General features: G+C 69.3%; 1 protein-coding gene. It reads right to left on the bottom strand.

Annotated elements, in window-relative coordinates; all coding sequences use genetic code 11:
- The coding region (locus tag A5708_RS22480) for a condensation domain-containing protein (RefSeq protein WP_196772720.1) at positions 1 to 658 on the bottom strand (658 nt) is incomplete at both ends.

The following is a 658-nucleotide window of genomic DNA, read 5'->3' on the forward strand; positions in this document are numbered from 1 at the left end:
ACCGCCAGCGGCGACCAATCCGGCGCACGGCCGTCGCACCGGCCGGCATAGGCGACCCCGAGATCGCGCACCAGCGGGGTGAGTGACCACCCGTCGGCGGCGATATGGTGGGCCACCGCCACCAACACGTGGTCGTCTTCCGCAAGACGCAAAAGCATTGCCCGCAAAGGGATCTCGCCGGACAAGTCGAATCGGTGCCGCGCCACCGTGTCGATGGCTTCGCTCAGCCGCTCTATCGGCCACCCACGCGCATCGATGACCTGCCAGCCGACGTCGGAGCTGTCGGACGGGACGACCACTTGCCGGGGCGTCCCCTGCTGCGCAGGGAAGACCGTCCGCAGGCTTTCGTGGCGGGCCACCACGTCGCCCAGGGCGGCGCCCATCGCATCGGTGTTCAAGCGTCCGCTCAGGCGCAGTGCCACAGCCATGTTGTGCACAGGCGACGGCCCGTGCAACTGGTCGAGGAACCAGAGTCGCGACTGGGCGAAGGACAACGGCACGACGGTCGGCCGGTCGACCGCCACCACCCGCGTGAGCTTGCTTCCCCCTCCACAAACGTGCGGCGCCAACTCGGCGACGGAGGGCGCCTCGAACAGCGATCGGACGGTGAGGCCGGCGTCGAGCTCGGTGTTGATTGCGGCGACGAGTCGCATCGCGG

Source organism: Mycobacterium colombiense (genome assembly GCF_001672755.1).
In the GTDB taxonomy this organism is placed as follows: Bacteria; Actinomycetota; Actinomycetes; order Mycobacteriales; family Mycobacteriaceae; genus Mycobacterium; species Mycobacterium colombiense_C.